Genomic DNA, 21,358 nt, shown 5'->3' with positions numbered 1-21,358 from the left:
TTACTGTCTTCGAAAACCTGTCAAAGACTGACGGCGACACCCGACCCTCATGTTGGTCAGGCAAATCCCCCGCATGGCTCGTCCTGTCCGGGAATCATACGGTCCAACCTCACCACTCCCCGTTCGGATTTGGCAATGGCTATGGTGTTTCTAAAAATCGTATATTGGGCGGCACCCGAATCGTAATCCTTCATGGGCCTTATATAGGGATCGAAGGGAATCTCGATGATGAATCCATTCAACGCCTCATCCCTGCTCAACGTCTTGCGAAACTCATGGACCGGTGTGAGCGCCGGAGGCTGACCATTCAAGGTTTCGAAACCCTGCCATTCAAGCACGCATACATCGAATTCCTCGAAGATGGATTCGGGCTTGATCTGGATCCTGATCTTTTCCCAGATGGGCGGCACCGTGTCACAGTTGATAAACCCATTCAGCGGGTTCTTATCGGGATAGTGCGGCTCCTGGAGCGTTGGCGCCAACGTGTGATCGATGATCAGGGTACGTCTGGGTGAAGGATCAGGATTGAACATCATCCAGACATACCGAATGATGGCCATCCCATCAACACTCATATGTTGAGGCGTAATAGGAAAGGTGAATTCCGGCTGATCCTCACTTTCAGTGTAAGTTCTCTGGAAAATTACCGTTTGGGAGGGGTAATTGGTTTGTTCCCAGTAAACAGTCAACGTTATTTGTTCATTAGGAATTTGAGGAAAACCCAATGGCCTCGTAACTCTTCCCGTCGTGCCATTGATCAACACATCTCTGGGTATCCGGGCCGGACTCGAGTCGCTCACGCCATCTATCCGCAACGCGACCGCCGTCATGTATTCAGGGGACTGTGACATTGAATTTCGCTCTCCGAAAAAGGTGCGTCCGAAACACCTTTCGTTTTAGCCCGGCCGTTGAATTCATTAGGCGCCGGGCCTGCGGAGCTGCCAACTGTCATATCTGACAGTGTGAAATACCGCTGGTCGGAAGATTATCCAGGTTTAATTCCTCACGCAGACGCCCGGGCGGCGATGAGTCCTCGACTTGAAGGCAAACGTTCGGCCTCGCGCACGTGCTACAACCGCGCCGCGCACAAGGCAATACGCCGACAGGCATCGGCCAGCCTCGATTGATCCACCACCAGGCCAACGCGAATATGCCCCGTCGCACTTCGCCCGAATGCCTCGCCGGGTAGCACCGACACGCCATATCCATCCAGCAGATGCTCGGCGAATGCCTGGGCAGCGAGCCCGGTGCCGCGCACATCGACCATTACGAACATGCCACCATCGGGCCGCACCGGCCTGAGGCCCGGACAGTCATCGAGCATGGCGCACACCAGGTCCCGGCGCCGCCGATACTCTTCACGCATCTGCATCACTTGCGGCAGATCCGCCTCCAGCGCGACCTGGGCGGCGCGCTGGACGAAGTCAGGCAGGCCGAACAGCATGCACAGGGACAGGTTCGCCAGATGCTCGGCCAAGGGCTCAGGCCCGATGACCCAACCGATGCGCCAACCGGTCATGGCGTGGGATTTGGACAGGCTGTTGATGGTCGCGGTGCGCTCAGCCATGCCCGGCAGGCTGGCCGGACTGATGTGCTCGCCCTCGTACAGCAGGTCGCTGTAGACCTCGTCGCTGATCAGCCACAGGTCGTGTTCAATGCACACCTGCGCCAGCGCCTGCCAGGTCGCCAACGGCAGGCTGGCGCCGGATGGATTGTTCGGGCTGTTGAGCAGCAACGCGCGGGTTCGCGGCGTGATCAGCCGGGCCACCTCGGCCGGCTCGACCCGGAAACCGTTTTCCGGACGCACCGGCGCGGGCACTACCTTCGCCCCGCAGGCGCCAAAGACGGCTTCGTAGGTGACATACATCGGTTCGGCGACGATCACCTCGTCACCAGGGTCGAGCAGGCACTGCGCGACCGCGTAGACCCCGCATTGCGCTCCCGGCAGCACCGTGACGTGCTGCGCCTCCACGGGCTGGCCGCAGCGTTGACGGTGGCGACGGGCAATGCTCTGACGCAGCCCGTGCAGCCCGCGCACATCCGAATAGTGCGTCTCCCCGGCCCGCAGGCTGTCAATGGCGGCGGTGACGATGGCTTGCGGTGTATCGAAGTCCGGATCGCCCACCGATAGCAACAACACTTCCATGCCCTGCCCTTGCATGGCTAGCGCCCGATCATGGATTTCCCAGGCAGCGGCGCCGTCGCCGGCGATCCGTTGGGTCAAGGCTGAATAACGCATGCACTTCTCCTGAATTTGCGCGGTCCGGTTCAACCCTATCGCAAATCAGGAACCGCGCCACCCTATCGACCCGCCACTCGCCAGAGGCGCGCGATATCCCGGGCTCGCTCAGTCAACAGCCGCGGGGCATCAGCGCAGGCGTCCTGCAAGGTCGTAGGGCCTGCGACCAGGGCAAAGGCGGCATCGACGCCGTGTTCATACAGCGCCTCGTACCCCTGCCCCAACGTGCCGGCGATGACCAGCACCGGCACGCCATGCTGGCGGGCCATGCGGGCCACGCCAAACGGGGTCTTGCCGCGCAGGGTCTGGGCGTCGAAACGGCCTTCGCCGGTGATGACCAGGTCGGCGCCTTCGAGCGCTGCGGCCAGCCCGGTCAACTGGGCCACGACGTCCACACCGGTCCGGAACTGCGCCTGCAGGAATGCCTTGGCCGCGAATCCCAGGCCGCCAGCGGCGCCACTGCCCGGTTCGTCGCGAACATCGCGGCCCAATGCCTCGGCGCAATGGTCAGCGTAATGACCCAGTGCGCGGTCCAGGCTCTGCACCTGCGAGGCCGAGGCGCCCTTCTGCGGACCGAAAATGGCGGAAGCCCCCTGGGGACCGCATAACGGGTTATCGACATCGGCGGCGATTTCGAAACTGACCCGGGCCAGGCGCGGGTCCAGGCCGGCGAGGTCGATGCGCGAGAGGTTCGCCAAGGCCAGGCCTCCGGGGCCCAGAGGTTGGCCTCGTCGGTCCAGCAATGCCACCCCCAGCGCCTGCATCGCGCCGGCACCGCCATCGTTGGTGGCGCTGCCGCCGATGGCCAGGATGACCCGTTCGGCCCCCTCATCCAGCGCCGCGCGGATCAATTGGCCGGTGCCGTAGGTGCTGCTGGAGCAGGCATCGCGCTGCCCCGGCGGCACGAGTTGCAAGCCGCTGGCCTCGGCCATCTCGATGATCGCGGTGCGGCTGTCGGCCAACCACCCCCAACGCGCCTCGACGGCAGCGCCCAAGGGGCCACGGACCGGGCTACGACGCCACTCGCCGTTGCAGGCGGCCAGTACCGACTCCACCGTCCCCTCGCCGCCATCGGCCATAGGGCACTTGACCAATTGGGCATCCGGCCAGACCTGGGCCAGCCCGAGCGCAATGGCATCGGCGACGCCCTGGGCGCTGAGGCTGTCCTTGAACGAGTCGGGGGCGATGATTATTTTCATAGTGTTCTCCGGTTCCGATGCCCAGCATGCTGCCAGCTGACCGCAGCCGTGACGCCGGTCCGCCGCACAAAAGACACCCGGCATTATTGTTCAATTCCACAATATCGACCTGGCGAGGAGTGGGGTCGAGGCTGATGGCCTTATCGCGAGCAGGCCTGCCACCACGGGGCCTATGCCGGTGGAAGGTCGCTCTGCGGCAGCAGTTGCACGCCCAGGTACAACGCCAGCATCCCGTCCAGCCGCAACGGGTCCACGCCGCTGAGTTCGGCGATGCGCTCCATGCGGTAGCGCAGGCTGTTGCGATGAATGCCCAGGGCGTCGGCGCAGGCCTGGCTCTGGCCGTCGTGCTCGCACCAGCTGCGCAAGGTGGCGAGCAGTTGGCCGTTGCTGTCCCTGGCCATCACCTTGCGCAGCGGGGTGAGCAGTTCGTCCAGGGCATCGTCGCTGCGATGGCGCCAGAGCATGACGGGCAGGCGATGGCGGTTGAGAACCAGCAAGCGATGCTGCGGCAACACATCCCGTCCATAGGCCAGCAGGTCCCCGACCCGTCGGTAGCAGCGGCGCAGGCCCGCCAGCCCTTCGGCCTGGCCACCCACCGCCACCCGCAGGATGTTCCAGCCCAACCCGTCCAGCTTGGCCAACAGCCGCTCGTTCTCCACCGACGCGCTGACCGGCCGGCACCAGAGCAACGACGATTTGGACGAGGTCAGGCACCAACTGTCGGGATAGCGGGACATCAGCCAGGCACTCAGGGCTTCGACGGTCTGCCCGGGCCCATGCTCAAGACCCAGCTCGAACAGATAAGGCACCCGCGACAATTGCGGCTTGAGGCCCATCTGCTGCGCCTCGTCCAGCAAGCGTGGCGAATCCCCGCTATCGCCCAGCAGCAACGCCAACAGGTCATCGCAACGCTGACGACGCCACTGCTGTTCGGCCTGCTGGTTGCGCTGGCCCAGGAGCATCTCGGCGGTCATGCGCACCAGTTCGGCGTAGGTGCGCAACTGCTCCGGCTCGCCTGTGATGCCCAGCACACCGATCAGCCGCTGGTCGAGCATCAGCGGCAGGTTGATCCCCGGCTGTACGCCCTTGAGATGCACCGCCGTGTGGGCATCGATTTCCACCACCCGGCCATTGGCCAATACCAGCTGCGCGCCCTCGTGACGGGTGTTGATGCGCTCGCGCTCGCCACTGCCCAGTATCAGGCCCTGGTTGTCCATGACATTGACGTTGTACGGCAGGATCGCCATCGCCCGGTCGACGATATCCTGCGCCAGGTCGTGATCGAGTTCGAACATGCACGGTGTTCCTTGCAAGGGTGATTGGTCAGGCGCACAGGGTCGGCACTCAAACCCTGTGCTCAGGCACAAAGACACGGGGCCTTGGGCTGGCCGAGACTCAAGGGGCGGTCAACGTTACCCCTTGGCTCGCAAAAATCATAATAAAGAGAGACTCGCCATGTCCCAGAGCGCAGCAGCCGTCCTGGCTACTCCAGACGAAAAGAACACCGTCTACAAACGCATTACCCTGCGTTTGATTCCCTTCATCTTCATCTGCTACCTGTTCAATTACCTTGACCGGGTCAACGTCGGCTTCGCCAAGCTGCAGATGCTCGACGCACTGAAATTCAGCGAAACCGTGTACGGCCTCGGTGCCGGGATCTTCTTTATCGGCTACGTGCTGTGCGGCGTGCCGAGCAACCTGGCCCTGACCCGGTTCGGCCCGCGGCGCTGGATCGCCCTGATGATGATCACCTGGGGCACACTGTCGACCTGCTTGCTCTTCGTCACCACCCCCACCCAGTTCTATACCCTGCGACTGTTCACCGGCGCGGCTGAAGCCGGTTTCTTCCCGGGCGTGGTGCTGTACCTCTCGCAATGGTTCCCGACGTTCCGTCGAGGCCGCATCATGGCGCTGTTCATGTCGGCCATCCCGGTGTCCGGCCTGCTGGGCAGCCCGTTTTCCGGTTGGATCCTCAATCACTTCGCCGCCGGCCAGGGTGGCCTGGCAGGCTGGCAGTGGATGTTCCTGCTGCAAGGGGTACCGACGGTCATCCTGGGAGCGCTGGCATTTTTCCTGCTCAGCGACACCTTCGCCAACGCACGCTGGCTGACCGCCGAGGAGCGCGCCGTACTCACTGCCGACCATGCGCAAGACCTGGCGAGCCAGCCGAAGACCGCCAGCGACTCCTTGCTCGCCGTGTTCAAGAACCCGGCGATCTGGGCGTTCGGCCTGGTCTATTTCTGTATCCAGAGCGGGGTGTACGCGATCAACTTCTGGCTGCCGTCGATCATCAAGAACCTGGGCTTCAGCGACAACCTGGTGATCGGCTGGCTGAGCGCGATCCCTTATCTGCTGGCAGCCGTGTTCATGTTGCTGGTCGGTCGCTCGGCGGACCTGCGCAAGGAACGTCGCTGGCACCTGGTAGTGCCGATGCTCATGGGCGCGGTCGGGCTGCTGATCGCGGTCAATTTCGCCGGCACACCGGCCATCGCCATTGTCGGCCTGTCCATCGCCACCATGGGAGCCCTCACCGGCCTGCCGATGTTCTGGCCGGTGCCCACCGCCCTGCTCAGCGCCGGCGCGGCCGCCGGTGGGCTGGCATTGATCAACTCCATGGGACAGATGGCGGGCTTCCTCAGCCCGTACCTGGTGGGTTGGGTCAAGGACGTCACCGGATCGACCGATGCGGCGTTGTACCTGCTGGCTGGCGTGATCGTCTGCGGCAGCCTGTTGGCGTTGCGCATGACCCGCACCCTGCGCGCCTGACGCCAATCCTCTGTGGGAGCGAGCTTGCTCGCGATAGCGGTCGAACAGTCAACATCAATATCGACTGATCCGACGCCATCGCGAGCAAGCTCGCTCCCACAGGGATTCAGGGGGGTCCGATAAATCTGTTTGATCCGCGCGCCTGTTCTGGGGTTTGATTGGGCCTTTCCCATGGATGAAAGGATCTTGTCATGAGCTACCGCACGCTTGGCCATTCCGGGTTGCAAGTCTCGACCCTGACCCTGGGCACCATGATGTTCGGCGAACAGACCAGCACCGAGGATTCGCTGCGGATCATCGACAAGGCCTGGGACCAGGGCATCAATTTCATCGACACCGCGGACGTCTACACCAATGGTCGCTCCGAAGAAATCGTTGGCGAAGCGATTGCCAGCCGCCGCCAGGAATGGGTGCTCGCCACCAAGGTCGGGTTCGGCCCGGCGGACGGCGTGCCCAATCGCAGCGGCCTGAGCCGCAAGCACATCTTCAACGGTATCGAGGCCAGCCTGACTCGCCTGGGCACCGATTACCTGGATATCTACTACCTGCACCGAGAAGACCACAACACGCCGCTGCAGGTGACGGTGTCGGCCATCGGCGACTTGATTCGCCAGGGCAAGATCCGCTACTGGGGCCTGTCGAACTACCGTGGCTGGCGCATCGCCGAAGTGATCCGGATCGCCGACAGCCTGGGCATCGACCGCCCGGTGATCAGCCAGCCGCTGTACAACATCGTCAATCGCCAGGCCGAGACCGAGCAGATCACCGCCGCGCAGCATTACGGTCTCGGCGTGGTGCCCTTCAGCCCTCTCGCCCGGGGCGTGCTCAGTGGCAAGTACGCACCGGACGTTGCGCCGGATGCCAACAGCCGCGCCGGCCGGCAGGACAAGCGCATCCTGGAGACCGAATGGCGGGTGGAGTCTCTGCGCATTGCCCAGCAGATCCTGCAATACACCCAGGGCCGGGGCGTGGGGATCGTCGAATTCGCCATCGCCTGGGTGCTGAACAACCGCGCAGTGACCTCGGCCATCGTCGGGCCGCGCACCGAGGAGCAGTGGGATTCCTATACCAAGGCGCAAGCCGTGAAAATCACCGCGGAGGATGAAGCCTTCATCGATTCGTTGGTGACGCCGGGGCATGCCTCCACGCCAGGGTTCAACGATGTGGGGCATTTCGTGCCGGGACGCGTGCCGCTGACGTCCTAAGCACTCATCGAACAAGAACCTGGCGAGGGAGCTTGCTCCCGCTGGGCCGCGAGCGACCGCAATCCAGGGTTCGGTACGCTGCCCTGCGGGAGCGAGCTCCCTCGCCGCAACTACCCTTCTCACCACAACGGTGTTCCTGCCCATCAAAATAAGAGGCCTCAGTGTCCAAAGGCATCGCTCTATCGGTCTCAGCCTCTGCGCTGTTCGCCGTCATGTACTACTACACCTCGTTGCTCTCACCGTTGACCGGCCTGGAGATTTTCGGCTGGCGTATGCTGCTGACGATGCCATGCATGACCGTGTTCATGCTGGTGGCACGAGAGTGGCACCTGGTCACGGCGCTGATCCGCCGCCTGGTTGCCACGCCACGCCTGTTGATCGCGGCAATAGCCTCGTCGGCACTGATGGGCGCCCAATTGTGGCTGTTCATGTGGGCGCCGCTCAACGGCTACAGCCTGGACGTATCGCTGGGGTATTTCCTGCTGCCGTTGTCGATGGTCCTGACCGGCCGCATCGTCTATGGCGAACGCCTTTCTTACCTGCAAAAAGTCGCCGTGTTCTTCGCCACCCTTGGCGTGTTCAATGAGTTGTACCAAGTGGGTGGTTTTTCCTGGGCAACCTTGCTGGTGGTGTTGGGCTATCCGCTCTACTTCATCCTGCGCAAGCGCACCAAGACCGACAACCTGGGCGGGCTCTGGCTGGACATGACCCTGATGCTGCCGCTGGCCCTCTGGTTCGTGCAAAGCGGCGAACAGGGTTTCGAGGTGTTCAATCAATACCCGTGGCTGTCGCTGCTGATTCCGCTGCTCGGCGTGATCAGTGTTTCTGCGCTGGTGTGCTACATCGTCGCCAGTCGGTTGCTGCCGTTCAGCCTGTTCGGGTTGTTGAGCTATGTCGAACCGGTGCTATTGCTGGGCGTGGCGCTGCTACTGGGCGAAAGCATCAAGGCCACTGAATGGCTGACCTACATCCCCATCTGGATGGCCGTGGCGGTGCTGGTGTTCGAGGGATTCAAACACCTGATGCGGCAGCGGCGCCGGGACTGACGTACACACCGCTCCCACAAGGGTTTGCGTCGCTCAATAAAAAGCCCGCCTGGCATCACTGCCAGGCGGGCTTTTTTTTGCGCTCAGGTATTACTCGGTCGCCAGCACACCCCGACGCACCTGGTCACGCTCGATGGACTCGAACAGCGCCTTGAAGTTGCCTTCGCCGAAGCCGTCGTCGCCCTTGCGCTGGATGAACTCGAAGAACACCGGCCCCATCAGGGTTTCCGAGAAAATCTGCAGCAGCAGGCGCTTGTCGTCCGGGTTGGAGGAACCGTCCAGCAGGATCCCCCGCGATTGCAGCTCGCCCACCGGCTCGCCGTGGTTCGGCAGGCGGCCTTCGAGCATTTCGTAGTAGGTGTCCGGCGGCGCCGTCATGAAGCGCATGCCGATGCTCTTGAGCTTGTCCCAGGTCTTGACCAGGTCATCGGTCAGGAAGGCCACGTGCTGGATGCCTTCGCCGTTGAACTGCATCAGGAACTCTTCGATCTGCCCGGCGCCCTTGGACGATTCCTCGTTCAACGGAATGCGGATCATGCCATCCGGAGCGGTCATGGCCTTGGATGTCAGGCCGGTGTATTCGCCCTTGATATCGAAATAACGGATCTCACGGAAGTTGAACAGCTTCTCGTAGAAGCCGGCCCAGTAGGCCATGCGGCCGCGATAAACGTTGTGGGTCAGGTGATCGATGATTTTGAGGCCCGCACCCACCGGATGACGGTCGACACCTTCGAGGAACACAAAATCGATATCGTAGATCGAGCTACCCTCGCCAAAACGATCGATCAGGTACAGCGGCGCACCGCCGATGCCTTTGATCGCCGGCAAGTTCAGCTCCATGGGGCCGGTTTCGATGTGGATCGGCTGGGCGCCGAGCTCCAGGGCTCGCTTGTAGGCCAGCTGCGAATCCTTGACGCGAAACGCCATGCCGCACACCGACGGGCCATGCTCGGCGGCGAAGTAGGACGCCACGCTGTGGGGTTCGTTGTTGAGGATCAGGTTGATCGCACCCTGGCGATACAGGTGCACATCCTTGGAACGGTGCGTGGCCACCTTGGTGAAGCCCATGATCTCGAAGATCGGCTCCAGGGTATTGGGAGTCGGGGATGCGAACTCGATGAACTCGAAGCCCATCAGGCCCATTGGGTTTTCGTATAGATCTGCCATGTCGGCGCCTCATCATGCTTGTCAATTAACGGAGCGTTAGTTGCTGGCGATGCTGAGGACGCGGGGTGGCGCGCAGGAAATACCGCGAACGCTGCGGGCGAGGAAATCGCCATAGATCAGTTGTAACCCAAGTATCTTCATTGTCGACCCAAGGCTCTTGCGGGCGAGGCTTCTGCTGCCAGAAGACGTTATTCTTATATGCGTAAACCGATTCTACACAGCGTAACCCGATTTGTCCGCCTCCTGTATCAAATCGTCTTTTGCGCCGATCGTGCAAGAGGCTTGTTGCACAGGAAAATGCCCGTCAGGATCAATCCTGCGCCCACGCCCATCAGCGCGCCGAGTCGTTCATCGAGCAACAGGGCCCCCAGCAGCACGGCGGTGAGCGGGTTGAGCGCAATGAATACGCCGCAGCGGGTGGCGCCGATCCGGCGAATACCCTCGTACCAGGCAATGTAGGCCAGGGCCGAGCCCAACACACCGAGGTACAGCAGACTCAGCCACTGGCGCATATCCAGGCCACGCAGCGGCTCCAGCCGAGCTTCGCCCCCGGCCACGCAAGCCAGCCACAACATCCCCGTGCCCAGCAGAATCGACCAGGTGACGGTCTGCAACGGACCAAGGCTGTCGTTCAGGTTCCTGGAAAACAGCGAATAGATACCCCACCCCAACACGCAGCCGAAAATCAGCAGGTCTCCCATCCAGCCTTGTGCGGCGCTCTGCAGCGAGGACGGATCGCGGCTGACGATCACCAGACCCGCCCCGCCGATGCATAACACGATTCCCCAGACCTTTGAGGGGCCCAGCCGCTCCTTGAACAACCACCAGGACGCCAGGCCGATGACCGCCGGGTTCAAGGCCACGATCAGCGAAGCGCGCGACGCCTGGACATATTGCAACCCATGGAAAAAGCACAGGTTGTAGAAAAGGATGCCGAAGAACCCCAGCACGGCCAGTTGCAACGCCTGTTTCAGCGTGGGTCTGACCAGCGCGACCCTGGCCAGGCAGAGAAACAGCAACAGCGCGATACTGGCCAGCGAAAAGCGCAGACTGGCGGCCAGCAGGGGCTCCAGGGTACTGGACAACATCCTGCCGGCCACGAAGGTCCCGCCCCAGATCATGGTGACCATGGACAGGTTCAGGTACACCGGCAGGTCCGAGGAGGTTGGAGCAGTTTGTTCAAGGGTCTTCATGGTTCACCACATCAGTTCAATCGAATGCCGCCATGGCGTATTCTCGAACTCATGTCTTATCATCGTAAAATGAGCAAATACTCATGACCCTTACCCAGCTCGAAATATTCTCCCTGGTCGCTGAACTGCGAGGGTTCACCGCCGCAGCGATGCGGCTGGGGGTCAGCCAGTCAGCGGTATCCCACGCTATCAAGTCGCTGGAGCAGGAGCTGGGCGTCGAATTGTTCAGGCGCCATCAATCCTTGGTGGAACTCACCGACATCGGCCAGCAACTGCTGTCACGGGCCCGGGCCATGCTCGGGCTGGCCAACACCTTGCGCCAGGAAGCCGCCGACGCCCAGGGCATGCGCCGGGGCACGTTGCGTATCGGCTCGTTCGGTCCGACCTCCTCCATGAAGTTGCTGCCCCCTATCCTGCAACGCTATCGAGCGTTGCACCCGGGCATCGAGGTTCATATCGACGAAGGACCGGACCGCCAGGTCATCCAATGGCTGGATGAACGACGGATCGACATTGGCTTCGTGGTCCTGCCCGAGGAGCGTTTCGATACCGTCGCCCTGATGGAGGACCAGATGGTGGCCCTGCTTCCCGCCACCCATCCCCTCGCCGCCCGATCCAGCCTGGGCCTGAAGGACCTGTGCGACGACCCTTTCGTGCTCACCGAGGCCGGCTCCTCGGAGCTGGTCACACGCCTGTTCAACGCCGAGCGGCTCACGCCAAACGTACGCTATCGCTGTTCGCAGGTGCTCAGCACGTTGAATGTGGTGAGCCGGGGCGAAGCCGTGACCGTGGTCTCGGAAGGCTCGCTACCGGAAGGCGAGCACTGCGGCTTCGTAGTCCGTCCCTTGGCCCCACGGGTCCCGCGCCGGATCGGCCTGGCAGTGCTGGACAGCCGCCAGGTTTCGCCTGCCACCCAGGCGTTCATCGACTTGGCCAGATCCACCTGAATCAGGCTCTGTACGAACAACCTTGAGACTCGCTCATGCTGCGCTGAAAACAGCCTCGGATTACTCATGTACTCCAATGAACTGCGCTTGCTTGGCTGTTTTCGCCTTGCCTGACCTTCGGCTCAAGACTGTTCGTACAGAGCCTGATAGACGCCACTGTGTGATAACACTTTGCAATTAAGGGACAGTGGAGCTGCAACTTTGCGTCGAATTATCTAGTGCATCATAGTTGGCTCAAAGCCCTGACGCGGCGTGCCTGCCGGGACTCCAACTAGTAGGAAAACGTTTGCCATTGTTACATAACGAAAAAGTTACGATTTACACTCCCCGGTTTAACTACTACAATTTTTCTACCTGTGCTGGATAGCAGGGAGTCATTTATCACCGAGTCGCGTCAAGGCGCTTGGCTTATAGCTTTGTTTGCGGTTGGTATCAGCCACATATTTGATTGGAGTAACGATAATTGTCCAGACTCGCTGAATTTCGTAAAGCCGAAAAGGCCCTTCAGGACCAGCTCAAACAGCTGGAAAAGCTGAAGAACGATGCCGGGCTCAAGAAAGAAATCGAATTCGAAGAAAAGCTCCAGGGACTGATGAAAACCTACGGCAAGAGCCTGCGCGACATCATCGCGATTCTCGATCCGGGCCCGGCCAAGGCAGGCGCGGCAGCGGCCGGCAAGACCCCTAAAACGCGCCGCGCACGGGTGGTGAAGGTCTATCAGAACCCCCATACCGGCGAACTGATCGAAACCAAGGGCGGCAACCATCGCGGCCTGAAAGCCTGGAAAGAGCAGTACGGCGCCGAGACCGTTGACTCCTGGGTACGTACCTGACATCCAGCCTTGAATGAAAGCCCTGATCAACAGGGCTTTTTTATGGACTTCAACTTCTGGATTAAACCCAGAGTATCAGGCGGATAACCTTATAGTTTCAGGCTATTTCGTACCGCCTGTATTTCCTCCTGGCTTTCGGCAAACACCTGCGCCTGCCCGGCATAGGACAGTACATACGCCCGCCCGGCATTTAGTGCTGCAACCAGAGTCTGGGACAACACGTGCCGGCCATTTTGCGTGATTGTGCAAGTGGTCTCCAAAGCTGTTGCCTCGCCCAACATCGAAGCATGAATCTTATTGCAGACACTTTGATAACCGCCCTGGAAAAAATCCTTCTGGATTGATTTTCGCATTTCCAGCAGCACGCCCTGCAAGTTGACTTGATGATCGGGTTCCACAGGCGTCGCAGTCAGCTCCATGACCAACAATGCATTTCCCGCGGCATCGTTTTTGGTCGCTCGCTGGCGTGTAGTCCCTTGACGGGTTGGCGTGACGGCGTCTGAAGGCAACGACTCGACGACCCAGCCCTCGGGCCATGCGACCTGCGGTTCAGCCGCCTGGGCCTCGATACTCGCAACGAAGGCAAACGACAGGACAAACAGCGAAAGGAGCGGTCGAATCATCAGGTTGCACTCAAGGACGGATCGGCAAGTCTGAAGCCGGCCGCAAACACAGGCAATAGCCACTCGCGGTTTGGCGTTGCCGCGTCCCTTGCGTATCATGCTACAAGCCATTCAGCGCAGCCCCAGAACCGTCGCGATCCGCTCTGCGGCGCCGTCTGCCTCACTTCTTTTTGGAGGGCCCATGAGCCTGCACGAACTCGAACACTTCCCGGGCGTCACCGCCCAACCCGATGCCGCCACGACCCACTACGTCTTCAACCACACCATGCTTCGGGTCAAGGACATTACCAAATCGCTGGATTTCTACACTCGGGTTCTGGGTTTTACCCTGGTGGAAAAACGCGACTTCCCGGAAGCCGAATTCAGCCTGTATTTCCTGGCCCTGGTGGACAAGCGCCAGATCCCGGCCGATGCCGCGGCACGCACCGAATGGATGAAGTCGATACCAGGCATCCTGGAACTGACCCATAACCACGGCACCGAAAACGACCCGGCGTTCAGTTACCACGACGGCAACACCGACCCGCGCGGGTTCGGTCATATCTGCATCTCGGTGCCGGATGTCGTCGCGGCCTGCGAACGCTTCGAAGCACTGGGCTGTGACTTCCAGAAGCGCCTGAACGATGGCCGCATGAAAAGCCTGGCGTTCATCAAGGACCCGGACGGCTACTGGGTCGAGATCATCCAGCCAGCGCCACTGTAAGCTGCACTGATGCCTCTTGTGGGAGCGAGCTTGCTCGCGATGAGGGCAGCACATTCAGCATTGAGGCAAGCTGCCCCGCCGCCATCGCGAGCAAGCGCCCTCCCACAGAATGATGGGCGATAAAAAACCCCATGAGCCAAGGCTCATGGGGTTTTCCTTTTGCCCGCGATCGGCCGCTCAGGCCGGTGCGGAGGTGCGGATCAGGTGGTCGAAGGCTCCCAGCGAAGCCTTGGCGCCCTCGCCTACGGCGATCACGATCTGCTTGTACGGCACCGTGGTCACGTCACCGGCGGCGAACACGCCTGGGATCGAGGTTTCACCACGGGCATCGACCACGATCTCGCCACGTGGGGACAGTTCGACGGTACCCTTGAGCCAATCGGTGTTGGGCAACAGGCCGATCTGCACGAAGATGCCTTCCAGCGCCACATCGTGTACTTCTGCGCTTGGACGATCCTTGTAGCGCAAGCCGTTGACCTTCTGCCCGTCACCGGTCACTTCGGTGGTCTGGGCGTTGGTGATCACCGTCACGTTCGGCAGGCTGTGCAACTTGCGCTGCAACACGGCGTCGGCACGCAATTGCACATCGAACTCCAGCAAGGTGACATGGGCCACGATGCCCGCCAGGTCGATGGCGGCCTCGACACCGGAGTTGCCTCCGCCGATCACCGCCACGCGCTTGCCCTTGAACAGCGGACCGTCGCAATGCGGGCAGTACGCCACGCCCTTGTTGCGGTATTGCTGCTCGCCCGGTACGTTCATTTCGCGCCAGCGGGCGCCGGTCGCGAGGATCACGGTCCTGGCCTTGAGGCGCGCACCGCTGGCGAACCTGACTTCGTGCAGCTCGCCCTCTTTACCCGGCACCAGCGCATCGGCACGTTGCAGGTTCATGATGTCCACGTCGTACTGCTTGACGTGCTCTTCCAGGGCGACAGCCAGTTTCGGCCCTTCGGTTTCCTGGACCGAAATGAAGTTCTCGATGGCCATGGTGTCCAGCACCTGGCCGCCGAAACGCTCGGCCGCCACCCCCGTGCGGATGCCTTTGCGAGCCGCGTAGATCGCCGCCGAAGCACCGGCCGGGCCACCGCCGACCACCAGCACGTCGAAGGCATCCTTGGCGCTGATCTTCTCGGCCTGGCGTTCGATGCCGCTGGTGTCGATCTTGGCGAGAATTTCTTCCAACCCCATGCGGCCCTGGCCGAAGTTCACGCCGTTCAAGTAGATGCTCGGCACCGCCATGATCTGGCGTTCGTCGACCTCGGCCTGGAACAGCGCGCCGTCGATGGCGACATGGCGGATGTTCGGGTTCAGCACCGCCATCAGGTTCAGCGCCTGGACCACGTCCGGGCAGTTCTGGCACGACAGCGAGAAATAAGTCTCGAAGTTGAATTCACCCTTGAGGGAGCGGATCTGTTCAATGACTTCGACACTGGCCTTCGACGGGTGGCCACCGACTTGCAGCAGGGCCAGCACCAGCGAAGTGAATTCATGGCCCATGGGGATGCCGGCAAAACGCAGGCTGATATCGGCTCCCGGGCGATTCAACGAAAACGAAGGCTTGCGCGCATCGTTACCGTTGTCGAGCAAGGTAATCTTGTCGGAGAGACTGGCAACGTCTTTGAGTAAAGCGAGCATTTCCTGGGATTTCGCACCGTCGTCGAGGGATGCAACGATCTCGATCGGTTGGGTGACCCGTTCCAGATATGACTTCAACTGAGCTTTAAGATTGGCGTCCAACATACGGGCGATTTCCATTTTTTGAATTTCAGAAAAAACAACGCCCGAGCGAATCTCGCCCGGGCGTTTTTTGTGGGCGGTGCGGCTTACTCAGGTGCGGATGACCGCCCTCAAGGAACTCACGGTCTTAGATCTTGCCGACCAGGTCCAGGGACGGAGCCAGGGTGGCCTCGCCTTCTTTCCACTTGGCTGGGCAGACTTCGCCCGGGTGAGCGGCGACGTACTGAGCGGCCTTGACCTTGCGCAGCAGTTCGGAAGCGTCACGACCCACACCGCCGTCGTTGATTTCAACGATCTTGATCTGGCCTTCAGGGTTGATCACGAAGGTGCCACGGTCAGCCAGGCCGACTTCTTCGATCAGTACGTCGAAGTTGCGGGAAATCACGTGGGTCGGGTCGCCGATCATGGTGTACTGGATCTTGCCGATGGCTGGCGAAGTGTTGTGCCAGGCAGCGTGGGCGAAATGAGTGTCGGTGGACACGCTGTAGATCTCCACGCCCAGCTTCTGGAACTCGGCGTAGTTGTCGGCCAGGTCTTCCAGTTCGGTCGGGCAGACGAAGGTGAAGTCGGCTGGGTAGAAGAACACGACAGACCACTTGCCTTTCAGGTCGGCGTCCGAGACTTCAACGAAGTTGCCGTTTTTGTAAGCGGTAGCGGTGAACGGTTTGACTTGGCTGTTGATGATAGGCATCGATGTTTCTCCGTCAGGGTTGAAAAGTTGATGGAGTGAAGCTTACCCATTCATTCCCATGCTGGCTCATTGGCAAAGCTCATGCGAATAATTGGTTTTGGCTATCAGGAATCTCTATAGATAGAAGAACCCAAGCATAGAAGCTGCCGAAGGCCACGCTTCCCTATCTTGCGTCAGGGTGACGCAGGTCAAGAAAACGCAGCCTCCAGCCATCGGGCCTCGCCAGTGGCTCAGGCGGTGGGGGTACGCATGGTGACGAACTCTTCGGCGGCGGTCGGGTGAACGCCGATGGTTTCGTCGAAGTCACGCTTGGTAGCCCCGGCCTTGAGGGCGATGGCCAACCCCTGGACGATTTCACCGGCATCCGGCCCGACCATGTGGCACCCCAGCACCTTGTCGGTCCGGGCGTCCACCACCAGCTTCATCAGCGTGCGCTCCTGGCTGTCGGTGAGGCTCAGCTTCATCGGTCGGAAGCGGCTTTCGAAAACCTGCACCTCATGCCCCTCTTCCCGCGCCTGCTCCTCGGTCAGGCCAACCGTGCCGATGTTGGGCAGGCTGAACACGGCCGTGGGGATCATCCGGTAATCCACCAGCCTGTACTGCTCGGGCTTGAACAGCCGTCGCGCCACCGCCATGCCTTCGGCCAGGGCCACGGGCGTGAGCTGCACACGGCCGATCACGTCGCCGATGGCCAGGATGGACGGTTCCTGGGTCTCGTACCTTTCGTTGACCTGGACAAAGCCTTTCTCATCCAGGGTCACCGCGGTGTTCTCCAGGCCGAGGTTATCGAGCATCGGTCGCCGGCCGGTGGCATAGAACACGCAATCGGTGGACAGGACGCTGCCGTCCTTGAGCGTGACCTCAAGGCTGCCATCCGCCTGCTTGTCGATGCGCTGGATATCGGCGTTGAACCGCAGGTCCAGGCCGCGCTGGGTCAGTTCCTGGGCCAAATGCTTGCGCACTGCGCCGTCAAAGCCCCGCAGGAACAGCTCACCGCGATACAGCAGGGAGGTCTGCGCCCCCATGCCATGGAAAATACCCGCGAACTCCACTGCGATATAGCCACCGCCCACGACGATGATGCGCTTGGGCAGTTCCTTGAGGAAAAACGCCTCGTTGGAGCTGATGGCGTGCTCACGCCCCGGAATGTCCGGGATCACCGGCCAACCGCCCGTGGCGATCAGGATATGCTCGGCGGTGTGGCGCTGGCCGTTGATCTCGACTTCGTGGGGGCCGGTGACCTTCGCGTGGCCTTCATGCAGGGTCACCCCGCTGTTGACCAGCAGGTTGCGATAGATACCGTTGAGGCGGTTGATTTCCTGATTTTTGTTGGCGATCAGGGTGGCCCAGTCGAAACTCGCCTCGCCGGCGGTCCAGCCGTAGGCCGAAGCCTGCTCGAAATCATCGGCGTAATGGGCCCCGTAGACCAGCAGCTTCTTCGGCACACAGCCCACGTTCACACAGGTACCGCCCAGGTAGCGGCTTTCCGCCACGGCCACCCTGGCCCCGAACCCGGCAGCGAATCGCGCAGCCCGCACACCGCCGGAACCGGCGCCAATCACATACAGGTCAAAATCATAGGCCATCTTCAATCTCCTTTGGCAGGCCATCAGCATACCCGCTGCTTCCACAGTGGGCAGCCACATCGAGTAACTTTGCCAAAGGATATGGGCTCGAAAAACGAAAAAACCAGTGAGAGTTGACTCAAGAAGACAAAGCCGAGCGCGGCTCTTGTGGCGAGGAGATTTATCACCGCCGGGCTGTGCAGCGGCACTCCCCCATCGAAACTCGGCATGTGAACTCGATTGAGTGGTCAGCAGTGGGCCTGCCGTGCAGCCCAACGGGGATAAATCCCCTCGCCAATTTGTGGAGGAAAGCAGAATATTTTTTGCACATACAAAAACGCCCCGAACCAGTCGGGGCGTTTTTTCAAGGCACGGTGGCTATCAGTAGGCCTTGCCGGTCTTGTAGAAGTTCTCGAAGCAGAAGTTGGTCGCGTCGATATAGCCTTCGGCGCCACCACAGTCAAAACGACGGCCCTTGAACTTGTAGGCCATGACGCAGCCGTTCTGGGCCTGCTTCATCAGGGCGTCGGTGATCTGGATTTCGCCGCCCTTGCCTGGCTCGGTCTGTTCGATCAGGTCGAAGATATCCGGGGTCAGGATGTAGCGACCGATGATGGCCAGGTTCGACGGGGCATCTTCAGGCTTTGGCTTTTCAACCATGCTGTGGACGCGGTAGATGTCGTCGCGGATCATCTCGCCGGCGATCACACCGTACTTGTTGGTCTCCTGCGGATCGACTTCCTGGATCGCCACGATGGAGCAGCGGAACTGCTTGTACAGCTTGACCATCTGGGTCAGGACACCGTCGCCTTCCAGGTTGACGCACAAGTCGTCCGCCAGCACCACGGCAAAGGGTTCGTCGCCGATCAGCGGACGACCGGTCAGGATGGCGTGGCCCAGGCCCTTCATTTCGGTCTGGCGGGTGTAGGAGAACGAACACTCGTCCAGCAGCTTGCGGATGCCGACCAGGTATTTCTCCTTGTCGGTGCCCTTGATCTGGTTTTCCAGCTCGTAGCTGATGTCGAAATGGTCTTCCAGGGCACGCTTGCCACGGCCAGTCACGATGGAGATTTCATTCAGGCCCGCATCGAGGGCTTCTTCGACACCGTACTGGATCAGTGGCTTGTTCACCACCGGCAGCATTTCTTTGGGCATGGCTTTAGTCGCTGGCAGGAAGCGAGTACCGTAACCGGCTGCTGGGAACAAGCATTTCTTGATCATATGAATCCTTGTAAAGGCGGTGTGTACGACGAAATTCGGCGCAGTCTAATCAGGCTGTAGGCACCTTACAATGCCTGCACTGGCTAACCGATGCCATCATAGAGAAATAAACCGGCGGATAGTTCAATCGCCTTTCGTTTCCGGGGTTCAACGGTGTCCATTAAGCGTCCCGGGCACCGTTTGCGTGCATTTGACGTATCATGCGTCCTCGATTCCGCCAACGAGGCCAGCAGATGTCGGCACCACGAAACGCAAACGGTTATTCAGTCACCCAGGACAAGGACGGGCAATGGTGGATAGTCAACTACCACGGCGAACAGGTCGCCGGCCCCTTGCCCAGCAAGACGATGGCGGTGGAAGTGGCGGCGGTTTTCCAGGACGAACGCCCTGCCCCGGCGGCCAAGGAACGTGAACAGGCTCCAGCCCGCAGCCGCCGCAAGAAATGACCGAATCAGCCGCTGATGGAAAAAAACGTCTGGCTCAACCGGAAATGCAGGCGTTGGCCGCGTCCTGAACATCACCCGGGCGCACCGGCACATTGGACAGGCTTTCGTGCAGCTTGATGCCACTGCCGCTGGAACGCTCCTCGATGTCGAACACCGCAGCCGGAAGAGACGACAGTTTGCCTGGGACGATCAACCGCACGCCGTTCTTGTGAGGCTCCATCTGCAGTGCCCCGCGGCTGTCGGCCAGCCTGTCGGCAACACAGCGAGCGTACTCATGGGGCTTCTTGCCGGAGATGAAGCTCATGGTGGGCGGCGTCTGGTTGATGTCCGATACCGATGCACATCCACCCAAGGCCAATGCCAACACCCACACGCAACGCTTCATATCAATCCTCCGATAAAGACCCTCCGACAATGCAAACGGTGTTTTTCTCCGGCGCACGACGCTTTTTTTGTTCCACGCCACTGCATCATACGAACAAAGCCCCGGCGTGGGTCGGTTATTGGTCGCCGGTGCTGGTAAACTGCCCGCCTATCGCAGCCCCCTGCCGTTTTGATCGTGTAGAAAAGCCCTTCTGGAGGCGCCCATGAAATTCATCCACCAGCGCGAGCACCTCAACGAAGACGACATTGTTGTCATCGAATGCTCCCAAATGTGCAACATCCGCCTGATGAGCGACGCCAATTTCCGCAGTTTCAAGAATGGTGGGCGGCACACTTACCATGGCGGCGCGTTCGATAAATTCCCCGCGAAAATCACCGCCCCGAGCACCGGTTTCTGGAACATCACCATCGACACCGTCAGCCGCCGGGCCATCAGCGTCACGCGCAAGCCGAACCTGACCCACAAGATCAAGATCATCCGGCGCTCCAGCTCCAAACTGAGCTGAATATCGCCCACACTTCAACTGCAGGTAAAACCGTGGACCAGACGACCAAATACGTCATCAAGTACAAGCTCAATGGCGAGCGCCGTTTCGAATTCGCGCAACTGGAAACCGGAACCGAAGAAGAAGCCCGGGCCGTGCTGCAGGCGCAGCACGGCCAGGCCAACGATGAGATTACTGACGTCAAGGTCAGTAAGGCATTGTGAAGGGCTCGGGCTTTCGTGGCAGGGCAATGACGGGGACCCGTCGATCCCGGTTACGGCAGCCCATCCAGCCCCTGTTTGCAGGGTTGATTGCTTAAAGGGCAGTTCCGAAGAGTTTGACCGTGGTATCGACGGTGATTCCTCCCTCCACTATCTCCTCCCCCCTGGAATCCTCTATCCGAGTGATCACAGGCTCTATCTCCGGCGCACCTTGCCCGATCACGGTCGCATGGGCCGTTTTTGAGGTACCTATCAGTGTCGTGCCCCTGAACAGTTTGTAGGACATTTCTACCGTGCTGTCCGGAATAACCTTGTCGTTGGGAATTTCCAGCACACAGGCCTGTTTCTGCCCAAAACCATCGGTTTCGACCGTTCCCGTCTCGCTGTGGGTGACATTCGGCTGGCCTGCCACCTTCGCGACGTAGGTCGCCTCGATCGTATCCCCCGGCAGGAAGCGTGAGTCACCGGTCAAGATGATCAACAACAGCGGGTTGGTGCCCAGCTTGTCGAGGTCGATGGTGCTGGGATCGTCGGTTCCGTCGCTGGCGATTTCCCGCGGGATCGGCACCGGCAGTCGAAGGCCGGCCTGGTCCACGTCCACGATCTGTATTGCCGAAAAGGGTGAGTCAAGGTCCGGCGAGTTGCCCAACTGGTCGGTGACCGTGAAGGAAAACATGAACTCGGGATG

At 60.7% G+C, this 21,358-nt stretch carries 21 protein-coding genes and 1 pseudogene; 9 read left to right on the top strand and 13 right to left on the bottom strand.

The window, feature by feature from the left end; translation table 11 throughout:
- Window positions 1-56 precede the first annotated feature (56 nt).
- The 4 genes from BLP99_RS26335 to BLP99_RS25365 all read right to left on the bottom strand — a co-directional run bounded on the left by BLP99_RS26335 (window position 57) and on the right by BLP99_RS25365 (window position 4,733).
- Entirely contained in the window at window positions 57-851 is a 795-nt protein-coding gene (locus tag BLP99_RS26335) for a hypothetical protein (protein ID WP_143007979.1), read from the bottom strand.
- 218 nt (window positions 852-1,069) lie between these two features.
- The gene (locus BLP99_RS25375; RefSeq protein WP_072399023.1) at window positions 1,070-2,239 is read right to left on the bottom strand and encodes a pyridoxal phosphate-dependent aminotransferase; all 1,170 of its coding nucleotides are present in this window, start codon (window positions 2,237-2,239) and stop codon (window positions 1,070-1,072) included.
- A gap of 62 nt (window positions 2,240-2,301) precedes the next feature.
- Window positions 2,302-3,438 (bottom strand): glycerate kinase, encoded by a 1,137-nt coding sequence (locus tag BLP99_RS25370; RefSeq protein ID WP_092182111.1) that lies wholly within the window; start codon window positions 3,436-3,438, stop codon window positions 2,302-2,304.
- Window positions 3,439-3,608: 170 nt separating this feature from the next.
- Window positions 3,609-4,733: a sugar diacid recognition domain-containing protein gene (locus BLP99_RS25365; protein WP_072399025.1), complete on the bottom strand. Its 1,125-nt coding sequence runs from the start codon at window positions 4,731-4,733 to the stop codon at window positions 3,609-3,611.
- Window positions 4,734-4,893: 160 nt separating this feature from the next.
- Between BLP99_RS25365 and BLP99_RS25360 the strand changes: the two genes are divergently transcribed.
- The 3 genes from BLP99_RS25360 to rarD all read left to right on the top strand — a co-directional run bounded on the left by BLP99_RS25360 (window position 4,894) and on the right by rarD (window position 8,455).
- Window positions 4,894-6,204 (top strand): MFS transporter, encoded by a 1,311-nt coding sequence (locus BLP99_RS25360; protein ID WP_072432293.1) that lies wholly within the window; start codon window positions 4,894-4,896, stop codon window positions 6,202-6,204.
- A 191-nt stretch (window positions 6,205-6,395) separates the two neighbouring features.
- The gene (locus tag BLP99_RS25355; RefSeq protein ID WP_072399027.1) at window positions 6,396-7,409 is read left to right on the top strand and encodes an aldo/keto reductase; all 1,014 of its coding nucleotides are present in this window, start codon (window positions 6,396-6,398) and stop codon (window positions 7,407-7,409) included.
- Between the two features lie 161 nt (window positions 7,410-7,570).
- Window positions 7,571-8,455 (top strand): EamA family transporter RarD, encoded by an 885-nt coding sequence (rarD, locus tag BLP99_RS25350; protein ID WP_072399028.1) that lies wholly within the window; start codon window positions 7,571-7,573, stop codon window positions 8,453-8,455.
- 90 nt (window positions 8,456-8,545) lie between these two features.
- On the opposite strand, the gene hppD is transcribed toward rarD, so the two are convergent.
- Window positions 8,546-9,622: a 4-hydroxyphenylpyruvate dioxygenase gene (gene hppD, locus BLP99_RS25345; protein WP_072399029.1), complete on the bottom strand. Its 1,077-nt coding sequence runs from the start codon at window positions 9,620-9,622 to the stop codon at window positions 8,546-8,548.
- A 248-nt stretch (window positions 9,623-9,870) separates the two neighbouring features.
- Window positions 9,871-10,815, bottom strand: coding sequence for a DMT family transporter (locus tag BLP99_RS25340; protein WP_072430583.1), 945 nt, complete (start codon window positions 10,813-10,815; stop codon window positions 9,871-9,873).
- Window positions 10,816-10,898: 83 nt separating this feature from the next.
- On the opposite strand from BLP99_RS25340, the gene BLP99_RS25335 reads away from it, so the two are divergent.
- Both BLP99_RS25335 and BLP99_RS25330 read left to right on the top strand, forming a co-directional pair.
- The gene (locus tag BLP99_RS25335) at window positions 10,899-11,762 is read left to right on the top strand and encodes a LysR family transcriptional regulator (RefSeq protein WP_072430584.1); all 864 of its coding nucleotides are present in this window, start codon (window positions 10,899-10,901) and stop codon (window positions 11,760-11,762) included.
- Between the two features lie 463 nt (window positions 11,763-12,225).
- Entirely contained in the window at window positions 12,226-12,594 is a 369-nt protein-coding gene (locus tag BLP99_RS25330) for a histone-like nucleoid-structuring protein, MvaT/MvaU family (RefSeq protein ID WP_072399032.1), read from the top strand.
- 89 nt (window positions 12,595-12,683) lie between these two features.
- Here the strand turns inward: BLP99_RS25330 and BLP99_RS25325 are convergent, their stop codons facing one another.
- Window positions 12,684-13,217 (bottom strand): DUF4946 domain-containing protein, encoded by a 534-nt coding sequence (locus BLP99_RS25325; protein WP_092182108.1) that lies wholly within the window; start codon window positions 13,215-13,217, stop codon window positions 12,684-12,686.
- A gap of 181 nt (window positions 13,218-13,398) precedes the next feature.
- Between BLP99_RS25325 and gloA the strand changes: the two genes are divergently transcribed.
- On the top strand, window positions 13,399-13,920 hold the full coding sequence (gloA, locus tag BLP99_RS25320; protein WP_092182105.1) for a lactoylglutathione lyase: 522 nt from the start codon (window positions 13,399-13,401) through the stop codon (window positions 13,918-13,920).
- Window positions 13,921-14,097: 177 nt separating this feature from the next.
- On the opposite strand, the gene ahpF is transcribed toward gloA, so the two are convergent.
- From ahpF to galU, 4 genes are all read right to left on the bottom strand, one after another.
- Window positions 14,098-15,660 (bottom strand): alkyl hydroperoxide reductase subunit F, encoded by a 1,563-nt coding sequence (ahpF, locus tag BLP99_RS25315; RefSeq protein WP_072430587.1) that lies wholly within the window; start codon window positions 15,658-15,660, stop codon window positions 14,098-14,100.
- Between the two features lie 124 nt (window positions 15,661-15,784).
- On the bottom strand, window positions 15,785-16,348 hold the full coding sequence (gene ahpC, locus BLP99_RS25310; RefSeq protein WP_053157484.1) for an alkyl hydroperoxide reductase subunit C: 564 nt from the start codon (window positions 16,346-16,348) through the stop codon (window positions 15,785-15,787).
- Between the two features lie 230 nt (window positions 16,349-16,578).
- On the bottom strand, window positions 16,579-17,934 hold the full coding sequence (gorA, locus tag BLP99_RS25305; protein WP_072399036.1) for a glutathione-disulfide reductase: 1,356 nt from the start codon (window positions 17,932-17,934) through the stop codon (window positions 16,579-16,581).
- Between the two features lie 360 nt (window positions 17,935-18,294).
- Complete coding sequence (gene galU, locus BLP99_RS25300) at window positions 18,295-19,134, bottom strand: UTP--glucose-1-phosphate uridylyltransferase GalU (protein ID WP_072399037.1); 840 nt, start codon at window positions 19,132-19,134, stop codon at window positions 18,295-18,297.
- A 233-nt stretch (window positions 19,135-19,367) separates the two neighbouring features.
- Between galU and BLP99_RS25295 the strand changes: the two genes are divergently transcribed.
- Window positions 19,368-19,580, top strand: coding sequence for a hypothetical protein (locus tag BLP99_RS25295; RefSeq protein WP_072399038.1), 213 nt, complete (start codon window positions 19,368-19,370; stop codon window positions 19,578-19,580).
- A 34-nt stretch (window positions 19,581-19,614) separates the two neighbouring features.
- Here the strand turns inward: BLP99_RS25295 and BLP99_RS25290 are convergent, their stop codons facing one another.
- Entirely contained in the window at window positions 19,615-19,965 is a 351-nt protein-coding gene (locus BLP99_RS25290) for a hypothetical protein (RefSeq protein WP_072399039.1), read from the bottom strand.
- Between the two features lie 202 nt (window positions 19,966-20,167).
- On the opposite strand from BLP99_RS25290, the gene BLP99_RS25285 reads away from it, so the two are divergent.
- Together BLP99_RS25285 and BLP99_RS26490 are read left to right on the top strand one after the other, a co-directional pair.
- Window positions 20,168-20,470: a DUF1883 domain-containing protein gene (locus BLP99_RS25285; RefSeq protein WP_072459631.1), complete on the top strand. Its 303-nt coding sequence runs from the start codon at window positions 20,168-20,170 to the stop codon at window positions 20,468-20,470.
- A 32-nt stretch (window positions 20,471-20,502) separates the two neighbouring features.
- The gene (locus tag BLP99_RS26490) at window positions 20,503-20,673 is read left to right on the top strand and encodes a hypothetical protein (RefSeq protein ID WP_092182102.1); all 171 of its coding nucleotides are present in this window, start codon (window positions 20,503-20,505) and stop codon (window positions 20,671-20,673) included.
- A gap of 91 nt (window positions 20,674-20,764) precedes the next feature.
- On the opposite strand, the pseudogene BLP99_RS25275 reads toward BLP99_RS26490, so the two are convergent.
- Window positions 20,765-21,358, bottom strand: a pseudogene (locus tag BLP99_RS25275) (hypothetical protein); the annotation flags it as partial.

Source organism: Pseudomonas sp. NFACC32-1 (genome assembly GCF_900101215.1).
In the GTDB taxonomy this organism is placed as follows: Bacteria; Pseudomonadota; Gammaproteobacteria; order Pseudomonadales; family Pseudomonadaceae; genus Aquipseudomonas.
This window is presented reverse-complemented; position numbering and strand designations above follow the sequence as displayed.

Coding starts and splice junctions, on each gene's coding strand:
- galU (WP_072399037.1), bottom strand. CDS start 19,134: ATGATCAAGAAATGCTTGTTCCCAGCAGCCGGTTACGGTACTCGCTTC.
- BLP99_RS25375 (WP_072399023.1), bottom strand. CDS start 2,239: ATGCGTTATTCAGCCTTGACCCAACGGATCGCCGGCGACGGCGCCGCT.
- gorA (WP_072399036.1), bottom strand. CDS start 17,934: ATGGCCTATGATTTTGACCTGTATGTGATTGGCGCCGGTTCCGGCGGT.
- BLP99_RS25335 (WP_072430584.1), top strand. CDS start 10,899: ATGACCCTTACCCAGCTCGAAATATTCTCCCTGGTCGCTGAACTGCGA.
- ahpC (WP_053157484.1), bottom strand. CDS start 16,348: ATGCCTATCATCAACAGCCAAGTCAAACCGTTCACCGCTACCGCTTAC.
- BLP99_RS25290 (WP_072399039.1), bottom strand. CDS start 19,965: ATGAAGCGTTGCGTGTGGGTGTTGGCATTGGCCTTGGGTGGATGTGCA.
- BLP99_RS25295 (WP_072399038.1), top strand. CDS start 19,368: ATGTCGGCACCACGAAACGCAAACGGTTATTCAGTCACCCAGGACAAG.
- BLP99_RS25325 (WP_092182108.1), bottom strand. CDS start 13,217: ATGATTCGACCGCTCCTTTCGCTGTTTGTCCTGTCGTTTGCCTTCGTT.
- BLP99_RS25355 (WP_072399027.1), top strand. CDS start 6,396: ATGAGCTACCGCACGCTTGGCCATTCCGGGTTGCAAGTCTCGACCCTG.
- BLP99_RS25340 (WP_072430583.1), bottom strand. CDS start 10,815: ATGAAGACCCTTGAACAAACTGCTCCAACCTCCTCGGACCTGCCGGTG.
- ahpF (WP_072430587.1), bottom strand. CDS start 15,660: ATGTTGGACGCCAATCTTAAAGCTCAGTTGAAGTCATATCTGGAACGG.
- hppD (WP_072399029.1), bottom strand. CDS start 9,622: ATGGCAGATCTATACGAAAACCCAATGGGCCTGATGGGCTTCGAGTTC.
- BLP99_RS26335 (WP_143007979.1), bottom strand. CDS start 851: ATGTCACAGTCCCCTGAATACATGACGGCGGTCGCGTTGCGGATAGAT.
- BLP99_RS25365 (WP_072399025.1), bottom strand. CDS start 4,733: ATGTTCGAACTCGATCACGACCTGGCGCAGGATATCGTCGACCGGGCG.
- BLP99_RS25360 (WP_072432293.1), top strand. CDS start 4,894: ATGTCCCAGAGCGCAGCAGCCGTCCTGGCTACTCCAGACGAAAAGAAC.
- BLP99_RS25370 (WP_092182111.1), bottom strand. CDS start 3,438: ATGAAAATAATCATCGCCCCCGACTCGTTCAAGGACAGCCTCAGCGCC.
- BLP99_RS25285 (WP_072459631.1), top strand. CDS start 20,168: ATGAAATTCATCCACCAGCGCGAGCACCTCAACGAAGACGACATTGTT.
- gloA (WP_092182105.1), top strand. CDS start 13,399: ATGAGCCTGCACGAACTCGAACACTTCCCGGGCGTCACCGCCCAACCC.